The organism is Pseudomonas fluorescens, from assembly GCF_002022275.1.
GTDB classification, from domain to species: Bacteria; Pseudomonadota; Gammaproteobacteria; order Pseudomonadales; family Pseudomonadaceae; genus Aquipseudomonas; species Aquipseudomonas fluorescens_AJ.
The window spans coordinates 1-25,437 of record NZ_MSDF01000004.1 but is presented as its reverse complement, the minus strand read 5'-3'; the positions used below and the strand labels follow the sequence as shown (position 1 = coordinate 25,437).

The window sequence follows — 25,437 nt, the reverse complement described above, 5'->3', positions numbered from 1 at the left end:
TAATCGCGGCGGCCAGGGCGCAGGAAACGCTATCCAGGCGCCATCAGTCGTGCTTTTTCATCAGGTGCGAAGCGATGTTCAGCGACAACGGCTGGCGCATGCGCCGACGGCTGCGACGCCACAACCATACGCCCAACCACAGCACCAGCAAGCCGACCACCGCCAGGATCGCCGAGCCGCCGGGGCTGGCATTCAGCTCGCCAAGGGCCGGCGAGTGACCAAACAGGCCGGCACCACCAGCGCCGGCCAACAGCAGACCTACAATCGCCAGCAGCGCGGCAAAGCCCGCTACCAGGCGCAGACGCCAGTTGCTCGGGCCCTTGGGGCGCAAGCGACGAGCGTCAAAACCATCGGATATCTTCATTCCGACCTTTCCTCCAGGGTATCGGCCCTTCGACCGGAAGATACACAGGTTGTTCCGGGTAGAGGGGTAAATGCGCCAAATGAAAGGGCTTTGCGGATGAGCGGGCCAATAAACATTGCCGCGCCGCTCATCGAAGGGCGTTTAAATCAGATCAGATCTTTGGTCAGTGCAAGGGTCGCGAAGTTGTCGGCCATGATGGCCATTTCGGTTTGCTGCACGTGTTCGGCACTCAGCACGCCGCCTTTGTAAGGCAGGTCGCGAGTGGCGCAGGCGTCTTCCACCAGGGTGCAGCGAAAGCCCAGGTTCTTGGCGGCGCGCACGGTGGTGCTGACGCTGGAGTGGCTCATGAAGCCGCAGACGATCAAGTCCAGCGAGCCGAGGTCCTGCAGGTGTTTTTCCAGGCCGGTGCCGTGGAAGGCGCTCGGCAGCAACTTGCCGATGATGGTTTCGTCACCCAGCGGCTCAAGGCCGGGGATGAATTGGCCGCGCTCGCCCTGTGGGTCAAACAGGCCGCCGACGGTGCCAAGATGGCGAACATGCACGATCGGTCGTCCGACGTTGCGTGCGGCCGCCACCAGCTGCTTGATGTTGTCGACCGCCGCGTCCATGCCGGACAGGGCGAGTGGGCCGCTGAGGTATTCCTTCTGGGCGTCGATGATCAGGAGGGTCGCGTGGTTCAGATTGGCTGCTGCGTAACCGCGACCGCTGAGTTGAAACATCGTCTTTGGAACGGACATTCTGGGGCTCCTGTGAGGGGGGCTTTTGCGACATTGTCCACTGGCTGAGCGGTTCTGTGAATCGCTACCCTCGTAAGGTACGCCGTTGTTGGCGTGCAGCGATGTCAAGTGCACGGCTTGTTTATCGCAATGATGGCAATTTGGATGAATTCCGACGTACGGCGAGGGTGTTTCGTACATCGTCCATACAGGCGAAGGCTGTTAGAATCCTCAGTCGTTTTTTCCAGGAGTTCTCCCCCGTGATCACATCCCGCCTGCGCACATTGCGCGACCATATCCGTTGGGCTGTCAGCCGTTTCCATGGGGAAGACCTGTTTTTCGGCCATGGCACCGACAACGCCTGGGACGAAGCCCGGCAACTGGTGCTGGGTGCCTTGCACCTGCCGTGGGAAATCAACGACAGTTACCTGGACTGCAACCTCGAAGAAGAGGAAATCTCCCACGTTCAGCGTTTGCTGCACCGTCGTATTCATGAACGTGTGCCGACGGCTTACCTGTTGAAGGAGGCCTGGTTCTGCGGCATGTCGTTTATCGTCGACGAGCGCGTGTTAATCCCGCGCTCACCGATTGGCGAACTCATCGAAAACCGCTTCGCCCCCTGGCTGGCCCAACCGCCAGCGCGCATCCTCGACCTGTGCACCGGCTCGGGTTGCATCGGGATTGCGTGTGCGTATGAGTTCCAGGACGCCGAAGTGGTGTTGGGCGACTTGTCGTTCGAAGCCCTGGAAGTGGCCAATCAAAACATCGAGCGTCACGGCGTTGATGAGCGCGTGTACACCGTGCAGGGCGACGGCTTTGATGGCTTGCCAGGTCAGCGGTTTGACCTGATCGTGTCCAACCCGCCGTACGTGGACGCCGAAGACTTCGCTGACATGCCCGACGAATACCAGCACGAGCCTGAACTGGGCCTGGCCTGCGGCGATGACGGCTTGAACCTGGTGCGGCGCATGCTGGCCGAAGCCGCCGACCACCTGACCGAGAAGGGTTTGTTGATTGTGGAAGTGGGCAACAGCCAGGTACACGTTGAAGCGCTGTACCCGGAAGTGGATTTCGCCTGGCTGGACTTCCAGCGCGGTGGGCACGGCGTGTTCATGTTGACGGCTGAACAGTGCCGCCAGCACCAGACCGTATTCGCCGCCCGCGTTTAAGGGCAGGAACACGGTCAATGTGGGAGCTGGCTTGCCTGCGATCGCGGTCTATGAGTAACAGATGTGCTCACTGACCTACCGCTATCGCAGGCAAGCCAGCTCCCACCATTCAGATTGCATTCCAATCGACTAGCGGTGTGTCGCAATCCAGATCAACAACCCCGCCTGAAACACCGTAAATGCCACCAGACACGTAATGGTAAAGCGCAACCCACTGTCCTCGCGCTTGAACTTGGTGACCTTATCCTCTTCCTTGCGCAGCTTCACTTCCTGCTCCGCCAGATTGTGCTCGGCCTGCTGCAACATCTGCGCAGCTTCGAGGATTTCCACGAACTGCACCTTCTCGGTGTTCCAGCTGTCCAGCACGTCGCTGACCTTGCCCGGCTGCACATTGCCTTTCAGGTGCTGCACATCGGCGTAAGCCACATCGAAGCCCTGAATGCGCAAAAAGTGATCGCGGCGCAGGCGGGTGGCTTCGTTGAGTGCGTCTTTGTTGGCGAGGTCCACGCCGTCAACGCGGTAGTGCGACCAGCGTTTTTTCGCCCAGGCGGCGCCTTGGGCCACCAGAAAGCGGCCGATGCCACGGTTGGCCGGCTCGATTTCCAGGCTGTTGCCCGGGCCAAAGTGCACGCGGTGGGTGTCGTGGTCGACCCAGATATCCAGGTGGTTCTGCTCGCGGCGCACGCGCTGGCCCGGTAACTGGATGACCATGCGTAACAGGCTGCGGTGTTTATCGTTGCGCTCGGCATACCCGAACTGCACAAACCGCAGCGGCCGCACGCCGGTGGCGCGATCGGTGGCGAGGGGCGCCAGGCGCAGCATCTTGAAATGTTCGGCCTGTACGTCCGCCCACGGCAGTGCCGCCGCCTCGACGGCCTCGGTTTTTTCAGCCGGGGTGTCGGCGATGGGTTCTGGTGTTGCTTCGGTGGTAGTCATGCGGCGCGATCCTGTCCAAGCCTTGCGAGTCGGCAGCCTTTTTGCTGTCGACTCTTGGCTTATCGGCCGCTTTCCCGAGGACTGGAGGCAAATAGTCGCTTAACGGGGTTGAAGTCCGTCGATAAAGCGCACGATGCGCGTGCCCAGTTCGGCGGCCAGCGGCAGTTTCGGATCGTTATAGGACGCCAGTTGCTCCTTCACATCCTTGGGCACGATACGCATCACGTGGTTCATGCCTTCGATCACCGTCAAGTGCGCGTCGGGCTTGACCCTTTTCAACTGCTGAGCATCCGCGACGCCGACCTGGATATCGTTGGTGCCCTGAATAATCAGCGCCGGCATGGTCAGCTTGGCGAATGCGGCCGACGGGTCGGCGCGAAACAGGCTGATCAGATATGGCTGCACGGTAGGTCGGAAGATTCCTTCCAATGGGCCAGGCACGTCGGCATCCACTTGGCCAGCCTTGAGATGGTCGAGAATTTCATTGCTGCGCAGCAACAGGGCAGGGGGCAGGTGATCGGCCAGTTGCTGGCGGATGACCTGATCCACTGGGCGGGCGCTTCCGGACAGGGAAATCACTCCAGCGGGTTCCAGTTGCGGCGCGGCGAGGGCGGCGACCAACGCGCCTTCGCTGTGGCCCAACACAATCAGCGGGCCCATGCGTGGGTCGGCCTTGAGCAATTTGCCCCAGGCCACGGCGTCGGACACATAGGCGTCCAGGGTCAGGTTGCGTTCGTCGGGCGTGGCGGCCAGGCTGGCCGCGACGCCGCGTTTGTCGTAGCGCACGCTGGCGATGTTGTTGCGGGCCAGCACCCAGGCCAAGCGCTTGAGGCTGTCGTTGCGCGCGCCATCGGCGCTGTTGCCGTTCCGGTCGGTAGGGCCGGAGCCGGCGATGATCAGCACCACGGGCACGGGCTTGTCGGATTTGGGCAGCAGGAGCGAGCCAAACAGCTCGCCACTGCCGGTGTCGAGGCTGATGGGCCGTTGCAGCACCACAGGGGAGGCGGCGAAGCCAAGACTGGAAAAAAGAGTAAGGGTCAAAAGCAGAACTCGCAGCATCATCGCGCCATCATCAGGAAGGTGCCGGTTGGACAGATGTCTACCGGTAAGGTTTCGAGGATGAACTAGTCGGTTAGCCTGCGTATACTGGCCGCCTTAAGTTATTACGGTTGAGTTGATTCAACTGATTTCACGGAGCGCCCTGCATGTCCGGCAATACCTTCGGCAAGCTGTTCACTGTCACCACCGCGGGCGAAAGCCATGGCCCGGCGTTGGTCGCCATTGTCGACGGCTGCCCGCCAGGCCTCGAGCTGTCCCTGGAAGACCTGCAGCGTGACCTCGACCGCCGCAAGCCCGGCACCAGCCGCCACACGACCCAGCGCCAGGAACCCGACGAAGTCGAAATCCTCTCCGGCGTGTTCGAAGGCCGCACCACCGGGTGCGCCATCGGCCTGTTGATCCGCAACACCGACCAGAAGTCCAAGGACTACTCGGCGATCAAGGACCTGTTCCGCCCGGCCCACGCCGACTACACCTACCACCACAAATACGGCGAGCGCGACTACCGCGGCGGCGGCCGCAGCTCGGCGCGCGAAACCTCGATGCGCGTGGCCGCCGGTGCCATCGCCAAGAAATACCTGGCCACCCAGGGCATCGTGGTGCGTGGCTACATGAGTCAGCTGGGCCCGATCGAAATCCCGTTCAAGACTTGGGACAGTGTGGAAAACAACGCGTTTTTCAGCCCGGACCCGGACAAGGTGCCTGAGCTGGAAGCCTACATGGACCAGTTGCGCCGTGATCAAGACTCCGTTGGCGCCAAGATCACCGTCGTCGCCGAAGGCGTGAAGCCGGGCCTGGGCGAACCGATCTTCGACCGCCTCGACGCTGAACTGGCCCACGCGCTGATGAGCATCAACGCGGTGAAAGGCGTGGAAATCGGCGCCGGCTTTGCGTGCGTGTCCCAGCGTGGCACCGAGCATCGCGACGAATTGACGCCGGAAGGTTTCCTCAGCAACAACGCTGGCGGCATCCTCGGTGGTATTTCCTCCGGCCAGCCGATCGTGGCGCACCTGGCCCTCAAGGCCACGTCGAGCATTACCACCCCGGGCCGCTCGATCGATGTGCACGGCAACCCGGTGGACGTGATCACCAAAGGCCGTCACGACCCGTGCGTCGGCATCCGCGCCACGCCGATTGCCGAAGCCATGATGGCCATCGTGTTGATGGACCATCTGCTGCGCAACCGCGGGCAAAACGCCGATGTGCGTGTGAGCACGCCGGTGCTGGGCCAGCTGTGACCTGTGGCAAGCGAGCTTGTTGTGGCGAGCGAGCTTGCTCGCGTTGGGCTGCGCAGCAGCCCCCTGCAATCCCATGACCAGCCCCCTCCCATACTGGCGCCTCTCCAGCTTCTACCTCTTCTACTTCGCCCTGCTGGGGGCGACAGCGCCGTTTCTGGCGCTGTACTTCGATCACCTGGGTTTCTCCAGCGCGCGCATTGGCGAACTGGTGGCCATCCCCATGCTGATGCGCTGCGTGGCGCCCAATCTATGGGGCTGGCTCGGGGATTACACCGGCCGGCGCCTGGCCATCGTGCGCTTCGGTGCGGTGTGCACCCTGGCGAGTTTTTCGCTGATCTTCTTCAGTAAAACCTACGCCTGGCTCGCCCTGGTGATGGCACTCCACGCATTCTTCTGGCACGCCGTGCTGCCGCAGTTTGAAGTGATCACCCTGGCCCACCTGCAAAAACAAACCTCGCGCTACAGCCAGATTCGCCTGTGGGGCTCCATCGGTTTCATCCTCACCGTGGTGATCATGGGCCGGCTATTCGACTGGCTGAGCCTGGACATCTACCCGGTGGTGGTCGTGGTGATCATGGCCGGGATCATCGGCGCCAGCCTGTGGGTGCCGAATGCGCAGCCCGTTACCCACGGCAGTCGTGTGGCTGGCGATGGTTTCCTCAAACAGCTGCGCAGCCCTGGCGTGCTGGCGTTTTACGCCTGCGTGGCGCTGATGCAAATGAGCCACGGCCCGTATTACACCTTCCTGACCCTGCACCTTGAACACCTCGGTTACAGCCGAGGTGTTATCGGCCTGCTCTGGGCGGTGGGGGTGGTGGCGGAAGTGCTGATGTTCCTCGCCATGAGCCGCATCCTTACGCGCTTTTCGGTGCGCCGGGTGTTGCTGGCGAGTTTTCTGTTGGCGGCGCTGCGCTGGCTGCTGCTGGGGTCATTTGCCGAATACCTCTGGGTGTTGCTGTTGGCGCAAGTGATGCACGCCGCCACCTTTGGCAGCTTTCACGCATCGGCGATCGCCTTTGTGCAGCGCAGTTTCGGTGATCGCCAGCAAGGCCAGGGCCAGGCGCTGTATGCCGCACTCGCCGGAACCGGCGGTGCACTGGGTGCGTTGTACGCCGGTTACAGTTGGAACCTGTTGGGCCCCACGCTGACGTTCAGTATCGCCAGCGTCGCCGCCCTGGTCGCCGCCCTTATCATCGGCCTTCGATTGCCGGAGCAGAAAGGAACCGTTCAATGAGTTATGTCGCTGTCTACCCCGTCGCCTCACCCGATACGCCGAACAAAGTCTTGACCCACGTCGAGGACATCGCCGCCACCCTGAGTGCGCAGGGCGTGCGTTTCGAGCGATGGCAGCCGGCTATGGCGCTGGAGCAAGGCGCCACTGAGGCGCAGATGATTGCGGCCTACAAGGCGCAGATCGATGCGTTGGGTTATGGCGCGGTGGAAGTGCAGCGTGTCAGTACCGACCATCCTCAGAAAGACGAATTGCGTGCCCGGTACCGGGATGAGCGCCGTTACGCTGAAGACCATGCGTGCTTTTTCGTCGCAGGGCAGGGGTTGTTCAACTTGCGAGTTGGCGACTATGTGTACGCCGTACGCTGTGACAAAAACGACCTGCTGGTGATTCCGGCCGGCCTGGCGCATGGCTTTGATATCGGTGAGAACCCGCATTGTGTGACCTTGCGCCTGTCCCGCACACAGCAAGCCCCAGTGCCTGAGTTCACGGGGGATACGGCGGGCGCCGGGTTCCCGGGGCTGGATGACTGACCCGCCGGAAGAGGCGCATGCCCCTTCCGGCGTTATCCGTTACGCGTAAAGACCTTCACCGGCGTTCAGCGCGTGTTGCGCGTGATGGGCACGCAGCGCGCCGAATGAGGTGATGTACCCCGCGACTGCGCTGGCCACCACGGTGGGCGGGCTCGCCAGCCAGACTTGGCCGGGCCCCGAGCGGCCAGGGAAGTTGCGGTTGATGGCGCTGACGGTCACTTGCTCCCTCTCCACTGAAGACCCTGGCCCGCAGTTCGCACAAGCGCCGCATGCCGGCTGGAGCAGCTCTGCACCAAATGCACGAAAGGCCGGCAGGTAATTCTGCTGTTCGCAGTACTCGCGCACATCTACCGTGCCGAACTGCAGGAATAACTGCACATTCGGGTGACACTTCAAGCCTCTGTCGAGTGCCCAGCGGATAACGTCAAAGTAATGGTCAAAATCATCGCGTTTGCCGGCGGTGCAAGAGCCCCCGTAAGCAATATCGACACTGACGCGCTCGCTCAGGTCGGTCAGGTTGCGCCCATTGCCCGGGTCTCCGGGCGAGGCGATCATCGGCGCAATGCGGCGGCAGTCCAGTTCAATCGTGTCGGCATACACCGCCCCCGGGTCACTGCTCATCCAGTCTTCGAGCTCGAAGTCATGACCCCGGCGCTCCTTGATGAACCGCACGGTTTCCGAGTCAGGTACGACAATACCGGTAAAACCACCCAGTTCGGCGGTCATGTTGGTCAGCGTTGTGCGTTCATCGGTCGACAGGAACGCGACGGCGGGGCCGCTGAACTCAAAGATCTTGCCGACCCCCAGACCCGCTTTGATCCGGCTGTCAGCCAGCAGCGCGAGGACCAGGTCCTTGGCTGTCACCCCGGCTGATAACCGCCCCAACAGCGAGATCTTCAGGCTTTCAGGGTAAGCCGCCCTGACCGAGCCCGTCATGAAGGCATTGGCCATGTCGGTGGTGCCTACACCAAACGCCAGGCAGCCCAATGCACCGCTGTGTGGGGTATGGGAATCGGTGCCCACCACCACTTGGCCGGGGAGGGCGTAGGACTCCGCCATCATGGCGTGGGAAATGCCTTCGCTGCCTTCGTCGGGCAAGTACCCGTGAGCCTTCAGCCCATGACGTTGCGCGAAATGGCGATGGGCGTCGGACAAGGCATCGAGCTCACCTACCAGGTTCTGGCCCAGGTGCGCCGGGCTTCGACGCTTGTAGGACAGATGGTCTTCAAACGCCAGAATTGATTCGGGTTGATGCAGCTCGTAGCTGTCGCCGAAGCAGTCCTCGAGTAAATGCGCACAGAGCCCGGTGTAATACTCATGAATGAAGCGCCAGTCGGCGCGCATCAGAATGCCGGCGCCGTAGTCCACACGTTCGGCACCCGGCGCATTGAGCAAGTGCCGGTGGATGATCTTTTCGGCAAAGGTCAGTGGTCTGTCAGGCAAGCCCGTGGTGCTATTGCCAGGCGCATGGGCGGCGTGCTGCAGGTGCTTGCGGCCGTAGTGCAGCAGGCCGCCACTCTGCAGGATGGCGGTGGACAGCGCGTCTCGTGTGCCAATCAGCTCAAGGATCGCGATCTCTTCGCCCGCCAGCAAGCGCGGGATCAATGACAGGTCGGTCGAGGTGAGCAAGCCAATATTGTCGGCGTTTTGCCGGTAGATGCGTTCGAAGCTTTCGGCAATCACCAGCCGGATGCCGGACTTCTTCTCCGCCAACGGGCTGTGCTCACGCGAAGACCCCTTGCCGTAACGCTTGCCTGCGACCGTCACTTCATAGCCGCCTGACACCACATCGTCTTTGCCGATGGGCAGCACGGCGCCAGTCTTTAACCCCACGTAAGGGTAGGAGGCCAGGCGGTCGTCGAAGTACGCCAATACGGGAATTGGCGTTATTTCATCGGTGGAAATATCGTCGCGCAGCGGTGCGGCCTGCTCCAGGGTGAGGGCTTGTGCGCCCAGCTGTTGCGACATTTTCAGCGGGTCATTGCTCAGGAACAGCAGTTTTGGATTAAGCCGCAGCGTGCCCGGCGCCGGGTCTTTACCCTCGCTCAACGGTGTATTCATACCAGGTGCCTGCCGTCGTAAATGCTGTTGTCGTACTCCGGCGCAGGCGCGGCAAAGGCCGCCGCAGGAGGCTGGGAGGTCACGGTGCCGCCCCACGTCGCGTAGATCAGCGCGCCCGTCGAAGATTTCCAGGCATGGGTGCTGCCCGGCGGGTAAATGACCAGGTCGCCCTTGTGGTAAATGCCATTTTCATCTTCGAAATCACCGTCCAGAATCAGGAAGGTTTCGTGGCCATTATGTTGGTGCGTCGCGGCGCTGGCGCCCGCATCGCAGCGAATCAAGGCGATGCGCTGGGCACTCTCGGCGCATTCGAACAAGGTGTGGATGCGTGCACCGTTGCGATTCAATTGGGCGTGCGCCGACCAGTTAATCGAGTCCGGCTCGTTGGTAACAGTCAACAGGTTAAAAATGGTAGGCGTCATGGTCGCGTCCTTGTTACACACAGGTATTGATAAAGTGAGACGTCGAGCTGACGTTGGCGGTGCGTGAAATCCGTTCGATCGCTGCCAGGTGGCGTTCCTGCGTGACGGCGCAGCAGGCGTCCTCCAGCACGGTGACGATAAAGTCGCGGTCATGGCCGTCGAGTGTGGTGGCGAGCACCACGTGTTCGGTCGATACACCCGTCAGGATCAGTTCCTCAATCCCCAGGGTGCGCAACGTCAGTTCCAGGTTGGTCTGGTAAAACGGACTGACGCGGCTTTTGGCGATGATGATTTCATCCTTGCGCGGTGCGAGCGACTCATGCACCTCGGTCGACCAGGTGTTCAGCTTGAGCACGGCATGCTCTTTGGCCGGAGCGAACACCCGGGAATGGGGCGGAAACTCCGGGTAGTGCTCATTGAACCCGACAACGATATAGATGATGGGCAATTGCAGTGCCCGTGCGTGCTCGAGTGCGGCAGCGGCATAATCCAGTACTTCGCGGTTCTGGGTCTGCTGGTAATAACCCTCACGCGCATAAACGCCCTCGGGATGGACAATTTCGTTGATGAAGTCCATGACCAGTAGTGCTTTTTTCGTAGGCATTGTTTATTCCTTTAAGTGGGGATCAGGCCATTTCGGCGAGCGGGACGGCGGCCGAGACCCAGGCAGGCGCAATGGCGTGGTTGGCCACGTGATGGGCGTCCTGAGCGAAATCAGTCCAGAACCCGGGCCGGCTGCTGCCGGCCTGCATGAACCAGCGGGTGTGTTCGGAGGGCAAACCGAGGACGTAGAGATGCTCCAACGGCTGGCCGTGCCTGTTGATCGGGTGATACGGGCCGGGGGTGACGTTGACGCCGCCTGTGACGAAACGCTCAGTGGCGTTTTCATTAACGTAGTTGTTCCAATAGCCTCGCCGTACCAGGGCGCGAGTCAGGGTCGACGGATCCCGGAGCAGGTCGGGTGAAGGAATACGCCCGTCGATGACGATATCGAGCAGACGCCGGGAATGGCCGACGCGAGGCGATTCGATCGTCAGCTTCTGGTGCTCGACGTCTGTGCCATAGACGGTTTCGGGGCCCACCAGGGTCAGCACGCCCGCAGCGATCAGCGCGCGTATCTGTTCTGTGCGGTAGAGCGGTGGCCCCGCGGTCAGGAACAAACTCGTGGGTGCGTACGCCTGGAGAAAGTCCTTGCGGTGGGTGTTGGGCGTGAGTCGCCCAAAGTCGACCACGCTCCTGATAAGGGCGCGGGTATCGCGGATGGTGTCCAGTGCCGCCTTGAGTGGGTTGTCTACGTTGCCTTCGAGCGCGTTTTGCAGGTCGTCCAGCAGCACGCGGTCCAGGGCTTGGGCGAAATCCGCCGGGCTGTCGAAGGTTTGTGCCCGGAAGGGGCGCGCCAGCAGGTCAAGGTCCAGTGCTGCAAGGGGTTTGACGCCGAATCGCTCGGCTTCGGCGGCCAGCGCCTGCGGTGAGAACAACTGCAGATCGGCTACCCGCGTCTTGAATTGCAGCGCCGTTTCGGCGTCTTTTTGGATACGCAGGGCTGTCGCGAAATACACGATGTTGATTTCGGTCAGCAGCAGTGGCAGGACTTCGGCAGAGAAGTCGATATCACCGCGCTTTTGCAACGCATCAATTTTCTCGCGGGTGATGCACAGGGGCTGGTACTGGAAGTTGGGCCCCTTCTGGTTGCGGCCACGGGCAGGAATCAACATACCGCTGCGTGATCCCGCGAACAGCTTGGGCTCCAGATTTGACGGGGTATACGTTGTGACGCCGTTTACCTTCGTAAACGTGCCGCCACGCCCCACCGTCAGGGCGGCGACGATATCGTGAAACGCCAGGCCCAGGCCGACGATACCGACCTGGTGGTGCGCCTCGATCATCGACAGCGGCATGTCTGCGGCGGAGTCGCCACGGATAAACGCAACGCCGTCGGTCTGGTCGGCAAACTGCTGCAGGTGCTTTTCCCAACCGGTCAATTCCGGGGTCGGATGCCCGGTGGCGATGACCACCTTATCCACGTCCAGGGATTGGCCGTTGTCCAGCGTCAGGGTGCGCAGGTGGGGGGTATCGGCTAGGTCGACGACGTTGCCGCAGACCCGCTGCAGCGATATGTTCGGGCCGAAACTTTCCTCGATGGTGGCCAGCACGAACTGCATGTACTCGCCATGCACGGCGCGGGGTGCATACGCGTTCTGGCCAGGATAGGCCGGGTCCACCGCGCTCCACCATTGCGCCAGGGACGGACCTGCGCCGGGCCGCGTAGGCCCGTCATCCAGCGGGCCGGAGAAGGACGAGACTTCCTCCGCCACCGTGTTCATCACGTAGTGGCGGGGCTGGTCGGTTCTCCAGATTCGGCCGGTGCCGATCGGGGCGCTGTCTATCAGATAAATCAGCACCTGCCGGGCGGGTGGCTGTGTCAACAGAAGGGCGGCGAGACGTTCGAGGACAGACAGGCCGCGCGGGCCGCTGCCAATGATCGCAATGCGGTGCGCAGATGCAAAATGGGCGTTATTCACGGAAGGCATAGTCATTCCTTTGAGTCTGTTTGAAGCATTCAAGAGTCATTGAGGCCGTTATTTGAACGCGTGATGAAGTCGGCGGACTGCCTCGTCGATGTCTTCATCACTGCCTGCAAATGAAAGGCGCACATAGCCTTCGCCGCCCTCACCAAACGCGGTGCCCGGGGTGACGGCGACTTTCACCGTCTCCAGCAACCAGCGTGTAAAGGCCATCGAGTTTTCGAACCCCAGTGCTGATATCGACGCAAATACATACAGCGCGCCTTCAGGTGCAACACAGGTAATACCCTTGATTTTTTCGAGCCCGCTGACGAGCCGGTCGCGTCGCCGCTGGTAAGCCACCACCATTTGCGCGATCCGTTGCTGGCAGCCTTCGAGGGCCGCCACGCCGCCACTCTGGATGAAGGAGCCGGCACAGCCGACGGTGTGCTGGTGCACCTTGAGCAACTGTGCGGAAACTTCCACGCTGCTGACCACATAACCCAGGCGCCAGCCCGTCATGGCATAGGCTTTGGAGAACCCGCTGATCGTCACGGTAATCGGCGCAGCGCCTTCCACGCTGGCAATGGCGATATGCCGCGATTGGTCATAGAGCACCTTCTCGTAGATTTCGTCGCTGACAATGTACAAGCCATATTTCAGTGCCAGTTGCACCACGCCGAGTACTTCCTCGCGGCTCAATACACGACCGGTCGGGTTATTCGGGTTGTTGATCAAAATGGCCTTGGTGCGCGGCGTGATTGCCCGTTCCAGCTGTTCCGGATCCAGCCTGAAGCCGGTCTTTGCATCCAGGGGCACCGCTTTGACGGTGGCCCCGGCCATCGCTGCCATTGCCTTGTAACTGACCCAACTGGGAGTGGGCACGATCAATTCGTCGCCGTCATCCAGTAACGTCATCAGTGCAATAAACAGGGCATGTTTGGCCGAGGGCGTAATAATGATGTTTTTGTGGGCATCCAGTTCAAGCCCATGCTCTTTCTTATATTTATGAGCGACGGCGTCAAGTAACGCTTTGGTGCCACGGCTGGCGGTATAGTGAGTTTCGCCTTCGGCCAGTGCATTTACGGCAGCATGAACGATATGATCAGGTGTCCTGAAGTCAGGTTCCCCGCCGCCCAGATCGACGACATTTTCACCCTGTTCCCGCAATTTACGCACTGTGTCCAAAATCGCATATGTTTCCGAAAGTTCTAGTTGTTGAACCCGTTTGGAGAGCGCGCGTAAACGCATTTAAATCACCTTATAAAGTTATCTATAGTCTGCCGTCAGTAGAAGAGTGTTTGACGCTGTATTAATCAATGACGCAACCGGCACGGTTGTTGGACCAGAAGGGTTTGTAACTATCGGCGGTAGGTAAATCCTTGAACGCATAGGTTTTCAATAACCACCGCGAGGTGGCGTTCTGCGGATTGAGGATGTCTATTTTTTCGCGGTTATGCAGGCCGTCCTGGTTGGCGAACGTCAGCAGGTCGCCGGTGAGAATCCGGTGCCGTTTGCATTGGGAGCGGGTCATGGCGTGTTTGAAGGCAATGAACGCGTCCCGCGCTTCAAGCGGTGCCTCCGGCGCGACGTAGGTCATCGTATCGAGGTAGCGGATGGAGTGGCTGTTGCTGAGGATCGGATGCTTTTCCGAGGTGCTGAGTTGTTTGTTCATGTCGCGGGAAAACACGTCGAACGTCGTCAGAAAGTGCGGGTGGCGCAAGTAGTCGATGTGTACAGGGTCCAGGTGGCTGACAATGTCGACACCGTCGATGTAACCGGTGTAGATCAAGTCATCCTCGGGGCAGCGCAGGCCCAGCAGGGTGATGTAATCGGCCCTGACTTTATGCGCCGTGCGGTCGTTGTGGAACACCAGTTCGCTGTCGCTGAACCCGGTGAGTTGCCCGCTGTATTTCTTGATGGCTATCACATCGGTAAAGAAGTCTCCCTGGTTTCTGGTTTCATAAGACAGCAGCGGGGTATGCGTCAGTTGAGCAAACAACTCCAGAAACGCTTCACTGATAAAGCGGGTTTTTTTAAGGTATTTATCTTTTACCGGGTCATTGGGGTCCAGATCGGGAATCACTACATCCAGGGGGCAATTGCGAATGACATGGATCTTTTGTTGTTGGGTTGCGCGCTCATGGAATATCTCTTGGCAGAGCGTAATAAAGCGTGGCGGTGCCAGATGTCTCAGGTTTTTTATTTCCTCGGAAAAGGCCGGATAATGGGTGTAAGGAGAAACGCTCGATCGTTCCAATAGTTGGAATAACTGAGCCTTTTCTTCAGGCGCAAAGATAAATCGAGGTGTCATGTTTACCTCCAATGTAATAAGGATATGTCCAATTGGAAAAAGGCTGAGCGAGTCAGCCCTTGTTTACGGCAGTTACTACGGTTGTTTGCTTGAGGGGGTTAAAGGGCAACCGGAGCGGGTTCAGGCAGAACCCAGTTCCAATGCATAGTTTTTCTCTACACGGGGAAACAACGGCACGGTCAACAGTGCACAGAAGGCCGCGGCCAGCCATACCGTGCCCCACGAGAAATGTGTCATCAGCGCCGACGCTGCGATGGGCGTAGCAAACAGCACCACAAACACACAGGTATTGCCCATCGCCAGTGCGGTGCCCGCTCGGCTGGCACCGGCCAGAGTGGCGAGTTCGGTGTAGGCCACGCCGTGCCAGGCGGATACGCTGATACCGGCGATTACCATCACGGCGATGATCAGGGTGCTGGCCAGCGGTGTTTGGCTCATCCCATACGTGCTGGCGATCGAGACGGTTGCGCCCAGCAGCAGGAAGGTCAGGGCACTTAGCCAGGCGCAGGCTTTAAGGTAGCTGCGGCGATTTTTGTTCTTGTCGGTCCAGCGCCCGCTCCAGATACGGCTGACAATCGCGCCGATCTGGATAACCGCCAGGGTCGCCGAGACCAGGGTGATGTCCAGGTGGCTGAAGTCGTGGAAGAACACCGCTGCGTAGGTGAGGATCGCGAACTGCGGGGCACAGAGCAGGCCGATGGCCAAGACGATGCGCCACACCCGTGAGTCTTTCAGCGGGCTGCTGCCGGGCGTTGCGCCGGACTTTTTAGCAGCCTTTCCATCGAAGTCCGGCTCGTATAGCCATAACCACGCAAAGAAGCTGGCCACCAGGCAAAACAGCGCGCTGGCGCCAAACACTTGAACGAAGCCGTAGGTATGCGCCAGGTACGGCAGGATCAATGCCCCCAGCGCATAGCCGCCGGGAACGGCCGTTTGCCGGATGCTCATGGCCAGGCCCCGTTCGCCTTCTTTGAACCACGCCATGATCGCGCGGCCGCTGGCTCCGTTAACGCTGCTGCCGAGCAGGCCGACGATGAACAGCCCGATCGCCAGCAAGGCCAGGGTGGGTAGGTAGAGTGCCAGCACCGCCAACAGTGCCAGGGCGATACCGGAACTCAGCAGGCCGGTGAGCAATACCGGGCGATCGCCCCAACGATCCGTCAGCAAACCCCAAGGGATTTCGCTGATGGCAATGCCCAACCCCAGTACGCCCAGCACCAGGCCCAACTGCGTATTGTCGAGTTGGTAGGTGGCGCGCATATAAATGGCTGTTGCCGGCAGCCCCCCGACGACACTGGAAAAGCTGGCATTGGCCGCAACGCCGACCCCCAGCACTTTCCAGCGGTGACCGTTATCGACTGGCATAAGCACTCCAAAAAAAGACCAATATTTGTTGGCAAAAGGCTCTCACGGGCGCATCGTTCCGAATATCAAATTATTTAGCTCATTAGTCCCGAAAATTAGGATGATTATGCGACCGGTGAATTTCGATTTGGACGTCATGCGTAGCTTCGTCACGGGCGTTGAAATGGGCAGTTTTGCCAAGGCGGCGCAGAAACTCGCCCGCTCGACTTCCGCCATCAGCGCGCAACTGAAAAAGCTCGAGGCCCAGGCGGGCTCGCCCTTGTTCACCAAGGCCGGGCGACGGCTGGCGCTGACAGATACGGGGGAGGTGCTGCTGAACTACTCCAAGCGCTTGTTGAGCCTCAATGACGAAACGGTCACTGCCGTGTCCGAGCTCAAACTCAAGGGCTGGGTGCGCCTCGGCCTGCAGGAAGACCTGAGTGGCTTTTTGCCCACGGTATTGGGCCGCTTCGCCAGGGCCCATCCGGAGGTTCGGGTAGAAGCCAGGATCGCGCGTAACGCGGACCTGCTCAGTCGAATCGACAATGGCTCACTCGACCTCGCCGTGGTGTGGGGAGACGGGCATAAAGGCGGCTACCAGGAACGCGTGGCGGAGTTGCCCATGCAGTGGATCGGTTCTTCGCATGAATACCTGAACTGGAGCGCCGAGTCGGGCGAGCCCTTGCCGATCATTGCCTTTGATGCGCCGTGCCCGTTTCATTCGATGGCGACGCAAGCCCTGACCGGCAAGGGCATTCCCTGGCTGTTATCGTTCACCAGTTCCAGCCTGAACGGCCTATCGGCGGCCACCGAAGCCGGTCTGGGCTACACCATCAGGACATCCCTCGGTATGCAGGCCGGCACAGCGGTATTGGCGGCCGCAGAGCGGGGGTTGCCGCCGTTGCCCAGTATCGCGCTGACCCTGCACCGACGAGAGGCCACCCCTGATCAACTGACCGAGCGTCTGGCGAGTATCGTTACCCAGGCGATTCGCAGCGAAGTGGTGAATTAGGCGGGGATATCCAGCTGCTGAAAATGGTCAACCCCGGTAAGTTGGAATTTGTTGTGGGAAGAGCCTTAATTTAATGTAAGGCTCGGCTGTTTATGATCAGCCTTGCGTTTCGGTTATCAAGGTTATGTAACTCTCTCTGACCTCAATGTTTATACCGTCTGTCAATAGGATAATTCCGAAGGTCGGTATGGCGAAGTCACTGCAAGGGAGAGAGTTATGAGCAGCACAGAGGCGTTGGAATCACCGTCGAGCGAGTCGGACAGCGGGTCCAGGTTGCAAAGACAGCGCCTGAGCTTGTCTGGCAAACCCTTGACACCGACGGAGCTGGAGATTCTGCGATGGGCTGCGGAAGGCAAGACTGTCTGGGAAATCAGCCAGATTCGCGACACTTCCGAAGCGACGGTGAAGTTCCACCTGCGTAATATCTACGGCAAGTTGCAAGTGACCAACCGTGTTCAAGCGATGAATGAAGCCGCCCGCCAAGGGCTGTGTTGAACACAAAAAAGGGCCGCGACGCTTGATGGCGTCGCGGCCCTTTTTCGTTTCGAGTGCTTAAGCCGAATGGTAGGTCGGCAATGCAAAGCGGTTCTGGCTTTGCAGCATGGAAATCTGCGGCAGTTCACTGGCTTGTTCGGCCAGGTCGCGGCGAATGGCGCTGATCACCCAAGTCAGTTGATCGGCGGTGTGCAGCTGCTGGTACGAGATCGAACGTTTGACCTGTTTGCCTTCGCTGTTGCGCAGGGTCAGCAGGATACCGCCGTCAGGACGTGGCTGAGTGGTGACGTCGTATTGGGAGAATACAGAAGCGAATTTATCTTGGATCAGGCTCATGTCTATCAGCTCCGTTGGCTCAAGTTGGCAAGCATGGAGTGATAGGTGCAGTGATTGTGCCAGTATTAAGTTTGTTAAAAAATCCTTATAAATCAATCAGTTGAAAAATTTCAGAATTTCCGTTTTCGTGCAAATTGCATGAATGGCCATCGTGCATCCTGCATTTTGCGTTGTCGGCGCCAATCGTTTCCGTGCGCCGTTACAAATAATGACCCCCTGCGGGCCGCGAAATTCCGTTTCGGTGGCGCTGCGACGCGGGATACAAAACTTTTCAAATCCCGCGTGTACAGCGAAAGAAGCGCAGGCGTATTTTCCTGCAAGGCGTTCGGCCTGCTGCTTACAAGGCTGCCGTAGTTTTCGGATCAGATGAAGAATAAGAAAAAGGACGTTCCTCCATGAGCCATCAGCAAGACGAGATGATCACCTGGGGCATGATGTTGCGTAAGCTGCCCTCCATTGTTCGAGCCCTGCCACGTGTGGTGCGCGGCATGCGCGCGGCGAACGTCACCGATCCGGGTCAACCCTGTGGCCTGGGCTGGCACTTCGAGCAGGCGACCTCTCGCAACCCGGACGGCGCGGCCTTGTTGTACGGCGACAGCGTAATCAGCTACAGCGAAGCCAACCGGCGCGCCAACCGCATTGCTCATCACTTGAGGGCGCAGGGCATTTGCAAAGGTGATGTCGTCGCACTGTTTATTGAAAATCGTCCCGAATTGCTGTTGAGCGTGTTGGCCGTGGCCAAGCTGGGCGGCATCTGCGCCATGCTCAATACCTCGCAAACTCAAGCGGCGCTGGTGCATAGCCTCACTCTGGTCAACCCGGTGGCAATCGTGGTGGGGGCGGAATTGGTAGCCCCCCACGGGGCCGTGCGCGATCAGGTGGCGATCGACGCTGAGCACACCTGGTTTATTGCCGACCAGCAGGCAACCACGGCGCCCGAAGGCTATATCGACCTGATAACCGCCAGTGCCGACTGCAGCGAGGACAACCCCGCCAGCACCGCGCAGATCTTCTTTAATGACCCCTGCTTCTATATCTACACCTCCGGCACCACCGGGCTGCCCAAGGCCGGCATCATGAAGCACGGGCGCTGGACCAAAACCGCCGTCAGCTTCAGCAGCATCGCGCTGGACATGGGCCCGGACGATGTCCTGTATTGCACGCTACCCCTGTATCACGCCACCGGGCTGTGTGTGTGCTGGGGTTCGGCGATTGTCGGGGCGTCGGGGTTTGCCATCCGGCGCAAGTTCAGCGCGAGCCAGTTCTGGGATGACGTACGCAGGTTCAAGGCGACTACCCTGGGGTATGTCGGCGAGTTATGTCGTTACCTGCTCGACCAGCCGCCAAGTGCTCAGGACCGCGATAACCAGGTGACCAAAATGGTCGGCAATGGCCTGCGCCCGGGGGTGTGGGCGCAATTCAAGCAACGCTACGGGGTTGAGCATGTCTGCGAGCTGTATGCAGCCAGTGACGGCAATATCGGCTTTACCAACGTATTGAATTTCGACAACACCATCGGCTTTTGCTTGCAGCACTGGGCGCTGGTGGACTACAGCCATGATTCGGGCGAGCCACTGCGTGGTCGCGATGGTTTTATGCGCAAGGTGCAAACGGGCGGGCAGGGGCTGCTGCTGGCCAGGATCGATGAAAAGTCGCCGTTTGACGGCTACACCGACCCGGAAAAGAACCGCAAGGTGGTGCTCACCGACGTATTTGAAAAAGGCGACCGTTACTTCAATACCGGCGACTTGTTGCGCAGTATCGGTTTCGGCCATGCGCAATTTATCGACCGCCTCGGCGACACGTATCGCTGGAAGGGCGAAAACGTCTCCACCACCGAAGTCGAGAACGTGTTGCTGCAACATCCGCAGATCGCCGAGGTGGTCGCGTATGGCGTCGAGATCGAAAACACTAACGGCCGCGCGGGCATGGTCGCCATCACTCCGAGCGAATCCCTGGCCGCCCTCGACATGCGCGAGTTATTGCAATTCGCTCATGGCCAGCTGCCGCATTACGCGGTGCCGCTGTTTCTGCGCATCAAGGTAAAGATGGAAACCACCGGCACCTTCAAATATCAGAAGGTCAAACTCAAGGAGGAGGCGTTCGACCCGGACAAGGCCGGTAATGACCCGGTCTTTGCGTGGCTGCCCGGCTCGGATTGCTACGTACCGGTGACTGGCCAGCTGTTGGCGCAGATACAAGACGGGCACTTCCGTTATTAAAAGGGTGTAATTGATTCTGCCTATGGCCACTTTTGGCAAAAAAGGCATGACAGCGGGGAACTCCGTCGCGACACTGGGCGCCTATTAAGGCACACCAGACAAGGAGCCCCACATGTCAGACCAGCCCAAACAAATGACCGAAGACGAAGCCGCCGAATTTGCCGAGCAGGTCTTCGACGTGGCCCGCCGCGGTGATGCCGCCATGCTCGCCGCGCTGCTGGCCAAGGGCTTGCCGGCCAACCTGCGCAACCACAATGGCGACACCCTGCTGATGCTCGCGGCCTACCACGGCCACCCCGATGCGGTGAAAGTGCTGCTCGAATTCAAGGCAGACCCGCAGATTGCCAATGACAAGAACCAGCTGCCGATTGCCGGTGCGGCGTTCAAAGGCAACCTGCCAGTGGTCAAGGCGTTGATTGAAGGCGGCGCGCCGGTGGATGCCGCGTCCTCTGACGGCCGTACTGCGCTGATGCTGGCCGCGATGTTCAACCGCGTCGAAATGCTGGATTACTTGCTTGGCCAGGGCGCCAACCCCAAGGCCACTGACGCTCAGGGCGCCACCGCTCTGGCGGCAGCGCAGACCATGGGCGCCGTGGATACGGCGGCGCAGTTGCAGAAACTGGTGTAGGCTACGCGCCCTCAAAAGCCAGCCCGTTACAGGATCGCCCCATGCAAACCGCCCTCGTCGAACTTATCAGCAAAATCAGCGCCGGCGTCATGGGCGAGGACGAGGTGGCACGCATCGCCAACGAGGCAGCCCAGGCCTACGCGGACCCGGCGGCCTTCCTGACGGCGAATCCGGATATCAACTACGACGACACGTTCCCCATCCCACTCGGTGAGTGGGTGGTGGTCGGCAGCCTGCCCGACACCGTGCTGTTCCAGGCCGACACCTACGGCGACCTGTTTGCGCAGATTGTTGCCTCGTTCGGCCCCGGCGTGGCATTCAACCTCAAGCCCAAGCAACTGGCCAAGACCGAAAATCTGACTGCGCTCAACCGCATCCAGATCCAGATGAGCGCCCTGAGCCCGGAAGACGGCGGCTATGTGCTGCTGAACTTCAGCCAATTACTGGATGACGAAATTCAGGCGGTACTGGTGTATGGCAACGACCTGCCACGTGTGCTGGAGTTGTGTGCCGAAGTCGGCATCAAAGCCGAGCCATCGCTGGAGGCGTTGCGCGTCGCGGTCCACGTCTGAAATAAAACGGAACCGCCGCCACGGCTGACTATCCTAAAGAGGCATGCCCTCACTTTAGGAGCGACACCATGGGTTCGACGTTTAATGGCCTGATTGGCCTGATCATCCTTGCGCTGGATATCTGGGCGATCATCAACGTATTCAAAAGCGGCGCGAGCACGGGCGCCAAAGTGCTGTGGATTCTGTTGATCCTGCTGCTGCCGGTACTGGGCCTGATTATCTGGGCGATTGCCGGGCCACGGGGGAATGTGCGGATTTAAACACTTCATCCGATGTGAAGTGGATACAGTAAATGTGGGAGCGGGCTTGCCCGCGATGGCGATCTTCCAGTCACAGCAATGCTGATTGTTAGATCGCAATCGCGGGCAAGCCCGCTCCCACATTTGCCTTCAGCGCATTCTGAAGATTTATGTTTCGAAATATTCGCTGCACACAATTTTCACATCTTATCCAAGACAATCCGCCCGCTTTTACAGCACTTCCAAGGCTCTAGCGCCAGTGTCATTAAAGGCTGCGCTACAGTGCTCGTTCAGTAATTAATAGCGTTGATGCCATTGATCGGGCACCATTTGCGCCACCGCGTTAACCGCCTACCCCAGCAGGCCTGGGCGAGGGACGGACGCCACCGCATTATTTCGCAACTTAAACTTCCAATGGGTCCTGAAACGACATGGCAAACCCGGACGCCCTGAGTCAGCAGCGAGCTTCTAATCGCCTGCTGCAACCGACCGTCAAATCCCATCTGGCGTACACGGCGCTCTGCGCACTGGTCATGATGGTGATGTTCTCCCTGCTGCGCCTGGCGCTGCTGGTCTACAACCGCGAGATGATCCTCGACACGCCGGCCTCGACCTTCCTTGAAGCGTTCGCCAACGGCCTGCGCCTGGATATACGCCTGGTGATGTACCTGCTGGTCCCGCTGCTGCTGGCCTTATTCAGCGTTCGGGCCATGGCGGCACGCGGGTTCTTCCGTTTGTGGCTGACCGTCGCGTCGAGCATTGCCCTGTTCCTGGGCCTGATGGAAATGGACTTCTACCGTGAATTCCACCAGCGCCTCAACGGCCTGGTCTTCCAGTATGTAAAGGAAGACCCGAAAACCGTGATGAGCATGCTCTGGTACGGTTTCCCGGTGGTGCGCTACCTGCTGGCCTGGGCCGTGGGTACGCTGATCCTGAGCATTGCCTTCAAGGGCGCCGACCGCGCAACACGCCCACGCGGCCCGTTCAGCGGCGGCAGCATTGGCACCCGCCAGGTGGCGCCGTGGTACACGCGCATCGCGGTATTCGTGGTTTGCCTGTTGATCGCCGTGGTCGCGATCCGTGGCACCCTGCGCCAGGGCCCGCCACTGCGTTGGGGTGACGTCTACACCACCGACTCCAACTTCGCCAACCAGTTGGGCCTGAACGGCACTTTGTCGTTGATCGCTGCGGCCAAGTCGCGCTTCTCCGAAGAGCGTTCCAACATCTGGAAAGCCACCCTGGAGCAGCCTCTGGCCACCCAGACCGTGCGTGACATGCTGGTATTGCCGCAGGAAAAACTGGTAGACACCGACATTGCCGCGGTGCGCCGTGACTACACGCCACCGGCCGAGAAAACCCTGCCGATCAAGAACGTTGTGGTCATCCTGATGGAAAGCTTCGCCGGTCACTCGGTGGGTGCATTGGGCCGCCCGGGCAACATCACGCCGTACTTCGACAAACTGTCCAGGGAGGGCCTGCTGTTCGATCGCTTCTTCTCCAACGGTACTCACACCCACCAGGGTATGTTCGCCACCATGGCGTGCTTCCCGAATTTGCCGGGCTTCGAATACCTGATGCAGACACCGGAAGGCAGCCACAAGCTGTCCGGCCTGCCGCAGTTGCTCAGCGCGCGCAATTTTGACGACGTGTATGTCTACAACGGCGATTTTGCCTGGGACAACCAGTCGGGTTTCTTCAGCAACCAGGGCATGACCAACTTCATTGGCCGCAACGACTTCGTCAACCCGGTGTTCTCTGACCCGACGTGGGGCGTGTCTGACCAGGACATGTTCAGCCGTGGCCTGGAAGAGTTGAAAACCCGTGGTGAAAGCGGCAAGCCGTTCTACGCACTGCTGCAAACCCTGTCCAACCACACGCCGTACGCACTTCCAAACCCGTTGCCAGTGGATAAAGTCACCGGCCGCGGCAGCCTCGACGAACATTTGACGGCGATGCGCTACTCCGACTGGGCCCTGGGCCAGTTCTTTGAGAAGGCCCGCAAGGAGCCGTACTTCAAGGAAACCCTGTTCGTGATCGTGGGTGACCACGGTTTTGGTAACGAGCAACAGATCACCGAAATGGACCTGGGCCGCTTCAACGTGCCTATGTTGATGATCGCACCGGGCATTCAGGATAAGTTCGGCGAGCGTGATCACACGGTGGGTACCCAGATCGACATCGTGCCGACCATCATGGGCCGCCTGGGTGGTGACACCCTGCACCAGTGCTGGGGCCGCGACTTGCTGAACCTGCCGGAAGGCGACAAGGGTTTCGGCGTGATCAAGCCGTCGGGCAGCGACCAGACCGTCGCGTTGCTCACGGGTGACCGCGTGCTGGTACTGCCCAAGGAAATGCCACCCAAGTTGTGGGAGTACCAACTGGGCGCCGAGCCGACTGGCAAAGTGATCGCCGAGTCCCCGGACGAAGCCGCGCTGAAGCAGAAACTTGAATCGTTCCTGCAAACGGCTACCAAGAGCCTGTTGGATAACACCGCCGGTGTGATCAATGGCAAGCCGGACTAAGTAACCGTGCATAAAAAAAGAGGCCTCCAGGAGGCCTCTTTTTTTTGACTGGATTTTATATCCGACCGAGTAACAACAGTACCAGCAGAACAACCAGGACAACGCCCAGAATGCCCGACGGGCCATAACCCCAGTTACGCGAATGCGGGAACACGGGCAGGCCGCCGACCAGCAACAGAATCAGGATAATGATCAGAATGAGGCTCATGGTTTTTTTCCTTATAGGCCTTCTGCAAAGACCGGTTATTTAACGACAGGCCCGTCGTTTCAAGTACGGACGCCTTAACAACTCCGACTGTGCCTCTTCGCAAAAAATTCCATGTTTTCTTAAAGCATTTTGCACACGTGCTTATTTCTTTTAATGCGTTCACAACTGCCGCGCTTTAGTTGAAAAAGATTGAACTTACGCTATAAGCCAATCTCGCACCCGGCCCCCGGTTTGCCCGAGGCATTCATCAATTGGATGGTGCGTGGGTACTGGAAAAACCTTCGCTACACTGCCGATCACTTCTTCTGTGAACCACAAGGCAATGTTCCTATGCAAAATCGCATGATGATTACCGGCGCCGGGTCGGGCCTGGGCCGTGAAATCGCTTTGCGCTGGGCCCGCGAGGGTTGGCAGCTGGCCTTGTCGGACGTGAGCGAGCCGGGCTTGCAGGAAACCCTCAAGCTGGTACGCGAGGCGGGCGGTGACGGGTTTGTCCAGCGCTGCGACGTGCGTGACTACAGCCAGCTCACTGCCTTTGCTCAGGCTTGTGAAGTGAAGCTGGGCGGCATTGATGTGATCGTCAACAACGCCGGTGTGGCCTCGGGCGGGTTCTTTGCCGAATTGTCGCTGGAGGATTGGGACTGGCAGATTGCGATCAACTTGATGGGCGTCGTCAAGGGTTGCAAGGCGTTCCTGCCGTTGCTGGAGAAGAGCAAGGGACGGATTATTAACATTGCTTCGATGGCGGCGCTGATGCAGGGTCCGGCCATGAGCAATTACAACGTGGCCAAGGCGGGTGTGGTGGCGTTGTCGGAGAGTTTGCTGGTGGAACTCAGGCAGCAGGAAGTGGGGGTGCATGTGGTGTGCCCGTCGTTTTTCCAGACCAACTTGCTGGATTCGTTTCGTGGGCCGACGCCGGCGATGAAGGCGCAGGTGGGCAAGCTGCTGGAGAGTTCGCCGATTTCGGCGGCTGACATTGCTGACTACATCTATCAGCGGGTGGCTGAGGGGGAGTTTATGATTTTGCCCCATGAGCAGGGGAGGATGGCTTGGGCGTTGAAGCAGAAGAATCCTGCGTTGTTGTATGACGAGATGGCGGTGATGGCGGACAAGATGCGGGCCAAGGCGCAGGTGGGGGGTGTTAAGGGGTGAGCTGGGTTTGGGGGATATCCGTTGCTGCGGTCACGGCGGGTATTGGTTCCGCCCTTACGGCGGGTCACTTTGGAAAAGAGCCCCAAAGTAACCAAAGGGCTCTTGCCCCACCACTCGGCACCTCGCCTAGGCTCGGTGTGCCCTCACTCCGGCTTGAATC

The 25,437-nt window shown here is 59.7% G+C and carries 25 protein-coding genes; 12 read left to right on the top strand and 13 right to left on the bottom strand.

Going from position 1 to position 25,437, the window contains the following annotated elements; genetic code table 11:
* Nucleotides 1-43 precede the first annotated feature (43 nt).
* Both BFW87_RS01920 and BFW87_RS01915 read right to left on the bottom strand, forming a co-directional pair.
* Entirely contained in the window at nt 44-364 is a 321-nt protein-coding gene (locus tag BFW87_RS01920) for a hypothetical protein (protein WP_078738310.1), read from the bottom strand.
* Between the two features lie 146 nt (nt 365-510).
* Complete coding sequence (locus BFW87_RS01915; protein ID WP_078738309.1) at nt 511-1,101, bottom strand: cysteine hydrolase family protein; 591 nt, start codon at nt 1,099-1,101, stop codon at nt 511-513.
* Between the two features lie 239 nt (nt 1,102-1,340).
* On the opposite strand from BFW87_RS01915, the gene prmB reads away from it, so the two are divergent.
* Entirely contained in the window at nt 1,341-2,249 is a 909-nt protein-coding gene (prmB, locus tag BFW87_RS01910; RefSeq protein ID WP_078738308.1) for a 50S ribosomal protein L3 N(5)-glutamine methyltransferase, read from the top strand.
* Between the two features lie 129 nt (nt 2,250-2,378).
* Here prmB and BFW87_RS01905 read toward each other — a convergent pair whose 3' ends face one another.
* Both BFW87_RS01905 and BFW87_RS01900 read right to left on the bottom strand, forming a co-directional pair.
* The gene (locus tag BFW87_RS01905; RefSeq protein WP_078738307.1) at nt 2,379-3,185 is read right to left on the bottom strand and encodes a hypothetical protein; all 807 of its coding nucleotides are present in this window, start codon (nt 3,183-3,185) and stop codon (nt 2,379-2,381) included.
* 99 nt (nt 3,186-3,284) lie between these two features.
* The gene (locus BFW87_RS01900; RefSeq protein ID WP_078738306.1) at nt 3,285-4,247 is read right to left on the bottom strand and encodes an alpha/beta hydrolase; all 963 of its coding nucleotides are present in this window, start codon (nt 4,245-4,247) and stop codon (nt 3,285-3,287) included.
* Nucleotides 4,248-4,390: 143 nt separating this feature from the next.
* Between BFW87_RS01900 and aroC the strand changes: the two genes are divergently transcribed.
* The 3 genes from aroC to BFW87_RS01885 all read left to right on the top strand — a co-directional run bounded on the left by aroC (nt 4,391) and on the right by BFW87_RS01885 (nt 7,246).
* Nucleotides 4,391-5,482, top strand: coding sequence for a chorismate synthase (gene aroC, locus BFW87_RS01895; protein ID WP_078738305.1), 1,092 nt, complete (start codon nt 4,391-4,393; stop codon nt 5,480-5,482).
* Nucleotides 5,483-5,555: 73 nt separating this feature from the next.
* Entirely contained in the window at nt 5,556-6,716 is a 1,161-nt protein-coding gene (locus tag BFW87_RS01890) for an MFS transporter (RefSeq protein ID WP_078738304.1), read from the top strand.
* Nucleotides 6,713-7,246: an acireductone dioxygenase gene (locus BFW87_RS01885; protein ID WP_078738303.1), complete on the top strand. Its 534-nt coding sequence runs from the start codon at nt 6,713-6,715 to the stop codon at nt 7,244-7,246. The genes BFW87_RS01890 and BFW87_RS01885 overlap by 4 nt, the downstream gene beginning before the upstream one ends.
* 39 nt (nt 7,247-7,285) lie before the next feature.
* Here the strand turns inward: BFW87_RS01885 and BFW87_RS32430 are convergent, their stop codons facing one another.
* The 7 genes from BFW87_RS32430 to BFW87_RS01850 all read right to left on the bottom strand — a co-directional run bounded on the left by BFW87_RS32430 (nt 7,286) and on the right by BFW87_RS01850 (nt 15,912).
* Complete coding sequence (locus BFW87_RS32430) at nt 7,286-9,307, bottom strand: aconitase family protein (protein WP_078738302.1); 2,022 nt, start codon at nt 9,305-9,307, stop codon at nt 7,286-7,288.
* Nucleotides 9,304-9,729: a cupin domain-containing protein gene (locus tag BFW87_RS01875; protein WP_176159696.1), complete on the bottom strand. Its 426-nt coding sequence runs from the start codon at nt 9,727-9,729 to the stop codon at nt 9,304-9,306. Before BFW87_RS01875 ends, BFW87_RS32430 begins: the two co-directional genes overlap by 4 nt.
* A gap of 13 nt (nt 9,730-9,742) precedes the next feature.
* Nucleotides 9,743-10,333 carry a cysteine hydrolase family protein gene (locus BFW87_RS01870; protein WP_078738300.1) on the bottom strand — a complete coding sequence of 197 codons (591 nt, stop codon included), beginning with the start codon at nt 10,331-10,333 and terminating at the stop codon, nt 9,743-9,745.
* Nucleotides 10,334-10,355: 22 nt separating this feature from the next.
* A complete protein-coding gene (locus tag BFW87_RS01865) occupies nt 10,356-12,266 on the bottom strand; it encodes an FAD/NAD(P)-binding protein (RefSeq protein ID WP_078738299.1) in 1,911 nt (636 codons plus the stop codon).
* Nucleotides 12,267-12,308: 42 nt separating this feature from the next.
* Nucleotides 12,309-13,484: a pyridoxal phosphate-dependent aminotransferase gene (locus BFW87_RS01860; RefSeq protein WP_078738298.1), complete on the bottom strand. Its 1,176-nt coding sequence runs from the start codon at nt 13,482-13,484 to the stop codon at nt 12,309-12,311.
* 61 nt (nt 13,485-13,545) lie between these two features.
* Nucleotides 13,546-14,319 (bottom strand): taurine catabolism dioxygenase TauD, encoded by a 774-nt coding sequence (locus BFW87_RS01855; protein ID WP_254865847.1) that lies wholly within the window; start codon nt 14,317-14,319, stop codon nt 13,546-13,548.
* Nucleotides 14,320-14,667: 348 nt separating this feature from the next.
* Nucleotides 14,668-15,912, bottom strand: coding sequence for an MFS transporter (locus BFW87_RS01850; RefSeq protein ID WP_078738296.1), 1,245 nt, complete (start codon nt 15,910-15,912; stop codon nt 14,668-14,670).
* 136 nt (nt 15,913-16,048) lie between these two features.
* On the opposite strand from BFW87_RS01850, the gene BFW87_RS01845 reads away from it, so the two are divergent.
* On the top strand, nt 16,049-16,903 hold the full coding sequence (locus tag BFW87_RS01845; RefSeq protein WP_254865846.1) for a LysR substrate-binding domain-containing protein: 855 nt from the start codon (nt 16,049-16,051) through the stop codon (nt 16,901-16,903).
* Nucleotides 16,904-17,119: 216 nt separating this feature from the next.
* Entirely contained in the window at nt 17,120-17,398 is a 279-nt protein-coding gene (locus BFW87_RS01840) for a response regulator transcription factor (protein WP_254865845.1), read from the top strand.
* A 57-nt stretch (nt 17,399-17,455) separates the two neighbouring features.
* On the opposite strand, the gene BFW87_RS01835 is transcribed toward BFW87_RS01840, so the two are convergent.
* Complete coding sequence (locus BFW87_RS01835; RefSeq protein ID WP_016970113.1) at nt 17,456-17,734, bottom strand: DUF3509 domain-containing protein; 279 nt, start codon at nt 17,732-17,734, stop codon at nt 17,456-17,458.
* Between the two features lie 395 nt (nt 17,735-18,129).
* On the opposite strand from BFW87_RS01835, the gene BFW87_RS01830 reads away from it, so the two are divergent.
* The 5 genes from BFW87_RS01830 (at nt 18,130) to BFW87_RS01810 (ending at nt 23,917) form a co-directional block, all read left to right on the top strand.
* A complete protein-coding gene (locus BFW87_RS01830) occupies nt 18,130-19,956 on the top strand; it encodes a long-chain-acyl-CoA synthetase (protein ID WP_078738294.1) in 1,827 nt (608 codons plus the stop codon).
* A 112-nt stretch (nt 19,957-20,068) separates the two neighbouring features.
* On the top strand, nt 20,069-20,584 hold the full coding sequence (locus tag BFW87_RS01825) for an ankyrin repeat domain-containing protein (protein WP_078738293.1): 516 nt from the start codon (nt 20,069-20,071) through the stop codon (nt 20,582-20,584).
* Between the two features lie 41 nt (nt 20,585-20,625).
* Nucleotides 20,626-21,156 carry a hypothetical protein gene (locus BFW87_RS01820; RefSeq protein ID WP_078738292.1) on the top strand — a complete coding sequence of 177 codons (531 nt, stop codon included), beginning with the start codon at nt 20,626-20,628 and terminating at the stop codon, nt 21,154-21,156.
* A 68-nt stretch (nt 21,157-21,224) separates the two neighbouring features.
* Nucleotides 21,225-21,416, top strand: a complete 192-nt coding sequence (locus BFW87_RS01815) for a PLDc N-terminal domain-containing protein (protein WP_003172956.1) — start codon at nt 21,225-21,227, stop codon at nt 21,414-21,416.
* Nucleotides 21,417-21,826: 410 nt separating this feature from the next.
* Entirely contained in the window at nt 21,827-23,917 is a 2,091-nt protein-coding gene (locus BFW87_RS01810) for an LTA synthase family protein (protein WP_078738291.1), read from the top strand.
* Between the two features lie 55 nt (nt 23,918-23,972).
* On the opposite strand, the gene BFW87_RS01805 is transcribed toward BFW87_RS01810, so the two are convergent.
* Nucleotides 23,973-24,125, bottom strand: coding sequence for a DUF3309 family protein (locus BFW87_RS01805; RefSeq protein WP_015885095.1), 153 nt, complete (start codon nt 24,123-24,125; stop codon nt 23,973-23,975).
* Nucleotides 24,126-24,455: 330 nt separating this feature from the next.
* Here BFW87_RS01805 and BFW87_RS01800 point away from each other — a divergent pair, with 330 nt between their 5' ends.
* Nucleotides 24,456-25,277 (top strand): SDR family oxidoreductase, encoded by an 822-nt coding sequence (locus tag BFW87_RS01800; protein ID WP_078738290.1) that lies wholly within the window; start codon nt 24,456-24,458, stop codon nt 25,275-25,277.
* The last annotated feature ends 160 nt before the right edge of the window (nt 25,278-25,437 follow it).

Excerpts from the sequence above, each read along its gene's own strand:
- BFW87_RS01805 (WP_015885095.1), bottom strand. The coding sequence starts at position 24,125 with ATGAGCCTCATTCTGATCATTATCCTGATTCTGTTGCTGGTCGGCGGC.
- BFW87_RS01865 (WP_078738299.1), bottom strand. The coding sequence starts at position 12,266 with ATGACTATGCCTTCCGTGAATAACGCCCATTTTGCATCTGCGCACCGC.
- BFW87_RS01835 (WP_016970113.1), bottom strand. The coding sequence starts at position 17,734 with ATGAGCCTGATCCAAGATAAATTCGCTTCTGTATTCTCCCAATACGAC.
- BFW87_RS01860 (WP_078738298.1), bottom strand. The coding sequence starts at position 13,484 with ATGCGTTTACGCGCGCTCTCCAAACGGGTTCAACAACTAGAACTTTCG.
- BFW87_RS01890 (WP_078738304.1), top strand. The coding sequence starts at position 5,556 with ATGACCAGCCCCCTCCCATACTGGCGCCTCTCCAGCTTCTACCTCTTC.
- BFW87_RS01845 (WP_254865846.1), top strand. The coding sequence starts at position 16,049 with ATGCGTAGCTTCGTCACGGGCGTTGAAATGGGCAGTTTTGCCAAGGCG.
- BFW87_RS32430 (WP_078738302.1), bottom strand. The coding sequence starts at position 9,307 with ATGAATACACCGTTGAGCGAGGGTAAAGACCCGGCGCCGGGCACGCTG.
- BFW87_RS01825 (WP_078738293.1), top strand. The coding sequence starts at position 20,069 with ATGTCAGACCAGCCCAAACAAATGACCGAAGACGAAGCCGCCGAATTT.
- BFW87_RS01800 (WP_078738290.1), top strand. The coding sequence starts at position 24,456 with ATGCAAAATCGCATGATGATTACCGGCGCCGGGTCGGGCCTGGGCCGT.
- BFW87_RS01875 (WP_176159696.1), bottom strand. The coding sequence starts at position 9,729 with ATGACGCCTACCATTTTTAACCTGTTGACTGTTACCAACGAGCCGGAC.
- BFW87_RS01885 (WP_078738303.1), top strand. The coding sequence starts at position 6,713 with ATGAGTTATGTCGCTGTCTACCCCGTCGCCTCACCCGATACGCCGAAC.
- BFW87_RS01850 (WP_078738296.1), bottom strand. The coding sequence starts at position 15,912 with ATGCCAGTCGATAACGGTCACCGCTGGAAAGTGCTGGGGGTCGGCGTT.
- aroC (WP_078738305.1), top strand. The coding sequence starts at position 4,391 with ATGTCCGGCAATACCTTCGGCAAGCTGTTCACTGTCACCACCGCGGGC.
- BFW87_RS01900 (WP_078738306.1), bottom strand. The coding sequence starts at position 4,247 with ATGATGCTGCGAGTTCTGCTTTTGACCCTTACTCTTTTTTCCAGTCTT.
- BFW87_RS01840 (WP_254865845.1), top strand. The coding sequence starts at position 17,120 with ATGAGCAGCACAGAGGCGTTGGAATCACCGTCGAGCGAGTCGGACAGC.
- BFW87_RS01830 (WP_078738294.1), top strand. The coding sequence starts at position 18,130 with ATGAGCCATCAGCAAGACGAGATGATCACCTGGGGCATGATGTTGCGT.
- BFW87_RS01815 (WP_003172956.1), top strand. The coding sequence starts at position 21,225 with ATGGGTTCGACGTTTAATGGCCTGATTGGCCTGATCATCCTTGCGCTG.
- BFW87_RS01915 (WP_078738309.1), bottom strand. The coding sequence starts at position 1,101 with ATGTCCGTTCCAAAGACGATGTTTCAACTCAGCGGTCGCGGTTACGCA.
- BFW87_RS01905 (WP_078738307.1), bottom strand. The coding sequence starts at position 3,185 with ATGACTACCACCGAAGCAACACCAGAACCCATCGCCGACACCCCGGCT.
- BFW87_RS01870 (WP_078738300.1), bottom strand. The coding sequence starts at position 10,333 with ATGCCTACGAAAAAAGCACTACTGGTCATGGACTTCATCAACGAAATT.
- BFW87_RS01820 (WP_078738292.1), top strand. The coding sequence starts at position 20,626 with ATGCAAACCGCCCTCGTCGAACTTATCAGCAAAATCAGCGCCGGCGTC.
- BFW87_RS01810 (WP_078738291.1), top strand. The coding sequence starts at position 21,827 with ATGGCAAACCCGGACGCCCTGAGTCAGCAGCGAGCTTCTAATCGCCTG.
- BFW87_RS01920 (WP_078738310.1), bottom strand. The coding sequence starts at position 364 with ATGAAGATATCCGATGGTTTTGACGCTCGTCGCTTGCGCCCCAAGGGC.